The 6,935-nt window shown below is 30.1% G+C and carries 4 protein-coding genes; 2 read left to right on the top strand and 2 right to left on the bottom strand.

Going from position 1 to position 6,935, the window contains the following annotated elements; genetic code table 11:
• Positions 1 to 133: 133 nt before the first annotated feature.
• Positions 134 to 2,812, bottom strand: a complete 2,679-nt coding sequence (locus ACTF56_RS11200; protein ID WP_438966998.1) for a reprolysin-like metallopeptidase — start codon at positions 2,810 to 2,812, stop codon at positions 134 to 136.
• A 164-nt stretch (positions 2,813 to 2,976) separates the two neighbouring features.
• On the opposite strand from ACTF56_RS11200, the gene ACTF56_RS11195 reads away from it, so the two are divergent.
• Both ACTF56_RS11195 and ACTF56_RS11190 read left to right on the top strand, forming a co-directional pair.
• The gene (locus tag ACTF56_RS11195) at positions 2,977 to 3,909 is read left to right on the top strand and encodes a bifunctional riboflavin kinase/FAD synthetase (protein WP_438966997.1); all 933 of its coding nucleotides are present in this window, start codon (positions 2,977 to 2,979) and stop codon (positions 3,907 to 3,909) included.
• Positions 3,906 to 5,213: an HTTM domain-containing protein gene (locus tag ACTF56_RS11190; protein WP_438966996.1), complete on the top strand. Its 1,308-nt coding sequence runs from the start codon at positions 3,906 to 3,908 to the stop codon at positions 5,211 to 5,213. The genes ACTF56_RS11195 and ACTF56_RS11190 overlap by 4 nt, the downstream gene beginning before the upstream one ends.
• Positions 5,214 to 5,351: 138 nt before the next feature.
• On the opposite strand, the gene ACTF56_RS11185 is transcribed toward ACTF56_RS11190, so the two are convergent.
• Positions 5,352 to 6,935, bottom strand: coding sequence for a T9SS sorting signal type C domain-containing protein (locus tag ACTF56_RS11185; protein ID WP_438966995.1), 1,584 nt, complete (start codon positions 6,933 to 6,935; stop codon positions 5,352 to 5,354).

Here is a 6,935-nt window from a genome sequence, read left to right as displayed (position 1 = left end):
AACTCGGAATTTTTGAAATTTTCTTTTTTGTTGACATATTATTTAATATTTAGTCAACTTTTTTCAGGACAAGACATAAAATAAAAAATGCCCTTTTTCAAGGGCATTTTTTTACAATATTTTAATTAAAAAATTATTCTACAATAATCTTTTTAACTTCTTTTTTATTTCCGTTTTGAACTGTAACTAAGTAAATACCTGAAGTTACATTATTCAATTCTAGAGATTTTACAAATAAACCAGAGTTTTCGTAAGTATTTGAAAACACTTCTCTTCCTCTAATATCATTCACTTTAATTTGAACATCATTTGTAGAATCTGACTCAAACTGAACTGTAAAATTACCATTATTAGGATTTGGATATAAATTAAAATTATTTAATCCAAAGCTCTCCGTTGAAGCAGCTGATGACGAATAACATAACTCAATGGTCCAAGTTCCAATAGAACCCGTATCTCCATTATAAAAATCTGCTGCTAATAAAGTCCATGTACCATCAGTTGGTTTACCGTTAAAATCTGACAAAGCTCCTGCTGCACCAAAAGTACCAGTTGTAGCTGTACAACCTGTAGCAGGAATTACTGGACTTCCATCAGAAAAAGTATATGTTAATGAAGTTGGTTGATTATCACAATATCTATTCCATAATGTTACTTGTGTATTATCTGGATGTCTCATTGCAATAACTAAATCTTCAATGTAAGAATGATTAATTCCTAAAGTTACATTTACATCAGTAATTGTATTTGTTGGAGTTGGCACCACAATTTGCTTAGATACTGCTGGTCCTTGAACATTTGCGCCACCACCATCTGGAATGTTTAATAACGTATTGTTCGAATAAGAGTCACAAGTAACTGTAACACCAATTGCAAAACTTGTAGTATTAATATCAAAAAAGATATTTCCAGTTGGCTTAACCATAATTCTACAATTTGCAGATGCTACATTTGGAGTAACTACAGTTTCTGTTCCATCATTTAAAGTATTTGCAACTAAAACTGTAGGATACGTTAATCCTCCATCAGTTGATAATAAAATATCAACATTTGAAGCACCTGGCAATGAATTTGTACCATTAACAGCCCAAGTAACCGTCTGACTAGAACCTACAGTCCAACTAATTCCTGCAGTATTTTGAGAAGTAACATCTAATGGACCAGAGTTATCAACCGTAATTACAGTATTTCCTCTATTAGTTTGTCCACCATTTGGAGTTCTATTATCTCTAACTGTTACTGCAAATGTAAAAGATCTTGCTACAGAAGGTAAAACTTCCCAAGTATTTGAAGTAGCTCCGCTAGTTAAAGTAGCTAATGAAGGAAAATATCTTGATGGAGATGATACAGGCGATAAAGATCTAAAATTTGGTCCTGTTGTTGATGTTGAAACTGGAGGTTGAGTTGACATAGCAACATCAGTTTGTTCCCAGCAATAAGTTAATGCATCATTATTTGCATCGGTTGCAGAAGCAGTTAAAACAAAAGGAGTGTCTTTTGGTATTGTATAACTTGGAATTGGATTTAAAACAGGTGCAAAATTTCCATTAGCTGTTGATGCAGCACAACTTGTTGATAAAACTCTAGTTGTCATTTGAGCAATACTTACAGCATGAAAATAAGCATCCGAATTTCCTTGTACGTTTGGAGCACAAATTCCTGCGTAAGCCATGATAGTACTTCCACTTCCTGGTTCAGCTGAATTTGCTGTGCTAACATTATTTCCGCAAGAATTATTAAATGTATGAGAACCTCCAAATTGATGTCCCATCTCGTGAGCGACATAATCTACATCATAAGAATCACCAACAGGAGAAGGTGCACCTGTAATTCCTCTAGCTTTTTGTGAATTATTACAAATAACTCCTAAACCTGCTAATCCACCACCACCTGTACTTACAGTATGGCCAATATCATAATTGAAATTTCCGATATTTGCATCAATTACACTTTGACTTTGATTAATTAATGTACCAGCGTTGTCATTATTGAAATTATCTGAATCGATAAAAATAACCAAATCATTATTTGCTACAAGATTCATTCTTAATGACATGTCTCTTTCATAAATTCCATTTACTCTTGTCATGGTTACAACCATAGCAGCTAAAACCGCAGCTTTCTTTTGTGCCAGTGTTCCTGCATTTAAACCTGCAGCATTTACATGAAATGAAGCATATTCTATAGTACAAGCCATAGCTAATCTATATTGTCTAAAAACTCCGTCATTAACTAAAGTGGTTTGAGTTTCTAATAATCTACCAGCTGTTTCATCCGTTTCATCTTGATTAAAACAAGTGAATGATCTTGTAGCGTATAGACTTTTCTTACTGTAAACAATGTAGTTGTTTAGATCTTTTGTGTAAGTATCAATGTAAAAAGTTCCTTGATCACCTGAAATTAACATAGCATGTAATCCAAACAAAGTAACACTAAAACGCATTGACGCCGTTTTATCGTTTAATCCTTTTGCGACATAAGATTTGATACTTGGAAATCTAGCTGCCAATTCATCTTCCATAACTGGTGCTTCATAAACAATATAATCTTCTAATTCTCCGTTAGGATTTGGAAAAGAAACAATAACATTTGAAACTTGTCCAGAATTATCTCTTGGAGCAGTTGCAACTAATGCTTTAAATGCTTCGAAATTTAAGTTATAAAGCTCAAATTTAAAAGGCATGTTATCTCTCTCAGATTTCTCTAAAAGTGATGTTCTTTCTGTTGTGGTAGATTGCCACATTGAGTTTTGACTGTTTCCAATATTCACGAAGAAAATAGAGAAAAAAGTTAAAAGTAAAATTTTTTTCATGGTTTTGTTAATATATTAGTAAACAAATATAGTAAAAATTAAAAAATCTTAGATTAATCCAAGCAATTTTAACTGTTAAAATTTAAAATAGTGTCATAATCTGAATTTTTTGTAAGTTTATTATTTAATAAAATAGTTAATCTATACTTTTGTAAAAAAAAGATTTGCAAATATTTAATTCCATATTTGAATTTAAAACTTCTAAAAAAACTGTTCTAACCCTAGGAACGTTTGACGGTGTTCATATTGGGCATCAAAAAATTATTAAAAAATTAATTAAGGAAGCAACTAAACTGGATTGTGAAAGCACGTTGTTGACTTTTTTTCCTCATCCGAGAATGGTTTTAAAGCAAGATGTTGAAATTAAACTAATTAATACAATTAAAGAAAAAATAGCTCTTTTTGAAGAACAAGGTTTACAAAATTTAATTATCCATCCTTTTGATGCGACTTTTTCTGAACTTTTGCCTGAAGAATTTGTGAAAAAAATATTAGTTGATCAATTGCATCTTTCAAAAATAATTATTGGTTATGACCATAAATTTGGTAAAAACAGAAGTGCTGATATTAATGATTTAATCCATTTTGGTGAAAAATATAATTTTGAAGTTGAACAAATTTCTGTAAAAGAATTAAATGAAATTTCTATAAGTTCAACAAAAATTAGAGCTGCTTTATTAGATACTGATATTCAATTAGCAAATAAATTTTTAGGATATAATTACACTTTAAATGGTGAAATTATTGAAGGGAATAAAATTGGAAGAACTATTAATTTTAAAACTGCAAATCTTAAAATTGACGAAACTTATAAATTAATACCTAAAAATGGAGTTTATTTAGTGCAATCTGTTATTGATAATAAGCTTTATTATGGGATGATGAACATTGGAAACAATCCTACTGTTAATGGAAAAAGCCAAAGTATTGAAATTCATTATTTTGATTTTGATAACGATATTTACTCCAAAAAAATAACTGTAAATATATTAGAATTTATTAGGGAAGAAATTAAATTTGAATCTCTTGATGAACTAAAAAATCAGTTGGTAAAAGACAAAGAATTTTGTCTCAATTATTTAGATCATAACTCATGAAAACATATTTTTATAAACCCATTGATATAGTTCCATTAGTTGTTTTTAGAATCTTTTTTGGATTTTTAATTGCTTGCGAAAGTTTTGGAGCTATTCTAACAGGTTGGGTTTATAACAACTTGGTTTCGCCTGAAATCACCTTTAATTTTATTGGGTTTGATTTTTTACAAACTATCCGACAAGGAAATTTGATGTATTTTTATTTTGTCTTAATGGGTTTGTTAGGTCTTGCCATTATGTTGGGATTTAGATATAAAATAGCTATAATTTTATATACATTTATGTGGGCTGGAGCCTATTTTATGCAAAAATCAGCTTATAACAATCATTATTATTTGTTACTAATCATTAGTTTTTTAATGATCTTTTTTCCAGCTCATAAAAGTTATTCACTTGATGTCAAATATGGCCATACGAAGAAAGAAGACACAATGCCTTTTTGGATAATTTTTACTGTCATTTTCCAAATAAGTATTGTATATATTTTTGCGGCTTTGGCTAAATTTTATCCCGATTGGTTGGATGGTACATTTACTAAAAACTTACTTTCAAATGCTTTAAAAAATAGTTTTGCAGTTGATTTATTTAGTCAGAAATGGTTTTATCTTTTTATTGCTTATGCAGGAATTGCTTTTGATTTATTTATAATTCCTTTATTGTTGTATAAAAAAACAAGAACTTTAGCCTTAATAGCTTCTATAATTTTTCATTTGTTTAATGCTATTACTCTGCAAATTGGTATTTTCCCATTTTTTGCTCTAACCTTTGCTTTGTTTTTTTACAATCCATCATCGGTCAGAAAACTGTTTTTAAGAAAAAATAACTTTATCGAAATTGATTCTTCTAAAAATAATCTTTACAACAAAAAGATATTTTTATTTATAATTGTTCCTTTTTTAGTGCTTCAATTAGTATTACCTATTCGACATCATTTTATAAAAGGAAATGTTTTATTGACCGAAGAAGGACATCGATTGAGTTGGCGAATGATGTTGAGACATAAATCTGGTTTTATACTGTTTTCAATTGTGGATAATAAAACTAAAGAGCGATGGAGCTATAATTTTAATAAGAACTTAAGTCCCAAACAAGCAGCTACTTTAGCAACTAAACCTGATTTTATTTGGCAATACTGTCAAAAAATAAAAGAAGAATATAAAGGAAGAGACATTTCAATTTATGTTACTTGTAATGTTTCTATTAACAACAAATCCTATCAGCCTTTAATAAATCCTGAAGCAGATTTAGCAAAAGCTGAATGGAATTATTTTTTTCATAATAATTGGATTGTACTTAATAAATAATTTTTTTAGTTACAACAACATTATTTTCTAAATGCACTTTGAATTATAAAAAAAACCTGCAAAAATATATTACAGGTATTATTTAATTTTATTCATTAATTTATTACAATTAATGAATATTTATTTATAAAATTTAGTTTAGTAAATAATTTTCTTCGTTATTTGTAAGCCATTACTTAAAGTTGACTTCACAATCAAAGGAGCGTTTGTAGGTTTTAACTTATCTAAAATTACTGTTGTTGAAGATAAATTATCTAAAGTAATTACATTTCTTCCTAACAAATCATAAACTTCAATTTTAGAAATATTTTCCACAGTTGAGTAAACCGTTACATTTTCATCTGATGCAATAACAATTTGATTATCATTTTCAAAATTTGGATTTGATAATGCTGCATTGGTGTAAACGATGTTGAATCGAGCATTGTTAACTCCTGCAACTGATGCAAAAGTGTATGAAGAGGCTTTCAAATCATGAATAATATTTGTTTGAGTATCTTCTAAAAAGATATCTTGTCCACTTGCAAAAACTCCGTCAAAATTTGTTAAGCTGATGGTATAATTTCCTGCACTGACTGCGTTAAATCCTAAAGGCACAACATCTGTAGTTTGTAATAAATTTCTACCTTGAATAACAATGTTTTTATTTTCTAAAACTGAGTAAAAGTTTAATGCTGAATTACCGTTGAAAGAAACTGCATCATAATCAACATCTAATGCATTAGTAGCCATACTGGTATGAACAACGGCTAACTGTTTTGTGTCGCCCAAACTGTTTGTTAAATTTAACCAATATCTACTTCTATCTGATGGTGTTGCATTCGTTGCAACTTGATTACTGCTTTTGGCAAAGTTTTCATTATTTGAAACAGCTCTATGACTGTTTTTAAAAGATGCCGAAGTTGCTCCTGCTTTTGTTCTAATAAAGAACCCTTGCCCAGAAGCTATGTACCTTGAAGCAGTAAAAATATTAGCATCTGAGCCTACTGATATTCCTGTACCTAATGGAGCAGTATATGTTGCATAATCATTTTGTGCATACTGGTTTGCTGTAATTGGCGTTGTTTGTGTCCAATAATAAATTGTTGGTACAAATGGACTTGAAGCATAGTCAGCAGCGCCTTGTAAAGCAAAAGCATCAAAATCTACAGTGCTTGGATACGGATTTGATAATAAATGATTTCTCTCCGAAGATAAAGCCACAGGATAATCACCACTTCTTGGTCTTCCAACAAAAGAAGCATCCCATGGATAAGTAAATAATGGATCTGGAGCCCAGCCGCCTGAATTGTATCTTGCTCTAGTAATGTAACCAACAGTAGGATTTAAAATTTGTCCACCACCAACAACAGTCCATTGACCTGTTGTACCAACTGTAGAATCAAATCTATAAAAGTTTTCTGCGGCATTGGACATCCAAATTCCTAAAATAGTTTGGTTGTCAACCATAGAACCCCAATAAACAAAATCTAAATGTTTTAAAGGTCTAGTAGTTCTTCTGTAAGTGATTTCCCCAATATTGTTGTTCGAAATTCCATCACCGTCTTGAACTAAAGAAGCATTATTTTCAAAAAATGCTGTACCAGAATTGTTTTTAAAATCTCCTTTTACATGTAAAGTTTCATCAGAATTTACAATTAAATTTGCCGCTCCATTGATGTCTAAATCATTTTCTGCTGCTATAACTGACGCGCCTAAAGTTTTATTTCCACTTCCTGACAA

Source organism: Flavobacterium sp. (assembly GCF_965657075.1).
Classification (GTDB): Bacteria; Bacteroidota; Bacteroidia; order Flavobacteriales; family Flavobacteriaceae; genus Flavobacterium.
This window is presented reverse-complemented; position numbering and strand designations above follow the sequence as displayed.